The sequence below is a fragment of the Treponema endosymbiont of Eucomonympha sp. genome, assembly GCF_001028545.1.
In genome coordinates this window covers 1-561 of the sequence record NZ_BBPW01000464.1, presented here as the reverse complement: position 1 = coordinate 561, position 561 = coordinate 1, and the positions used below count along the sequence as shown (strand labels likewise).

At 55.8% G+C, this 561-nt stretch carries 1 protein-coding gene; it reads right to left on the bottom strand.

Annotated features, from left to right (window positions below; all coding sequences use genetic code 11):
- The coding region (locus tag AWU74_RS12865; protein ID WP_162505039.1) for a hypothetical protein at positions 1–220 on the bottom strand (220 nt) is incomplete at its 3' end.
- Positions 221–561 lie beyond the last annotated feature (341 nt).

Genomic DNA, 561 nt, shown 5'->3' with positions numbered 1-561 from the left:
ACAAAGAGCCGTCAAGTCCGTAGGCATTAAGCCCATAGGAGTTAGTCTCTCCTACATATGAATCAGTTTTGGCTTCAGTTTCATATTTTCCTGAACCTGTTGAACTAAAATTCTCGAAAATCGGCGAATACCCGAACTGAACCCCTGTGCTTACACTTGCGGCAAAAGCGCTCGCACATATTCCGGCGAGCAATGCCGTTAGAACCGCAGTCTTTTTCATACACGTTCCCCTTGCGCTTAAAGTCCGCCGACCGGTGTCTTCTGAACGCGCAACGCGCGTCCGCTTTGCCGCCGCCGCGCCCTGCCCGGTACGTGCCGCGTCCGTTTCGGCTGGGCGCGTTCGGCGGCTGCTTGCAGGCAGAAATATAAGAAATGCGCAAAAGAGTGTCAATAGGCGTATCCGCGGCGGATATTCGTTCTGTGCGCCGTCATAGGGGAAGCGGCAAAACCGCTTCCCCTATGAGACGAGAAAAGGAACGGGCAAAGCCCGCTCCTTTTCTCTCCATTTCGGCAGTCCCAGTCGGCGAAGCTGCGGCACGCCGCAGCGCGCTGCCTTTGCCC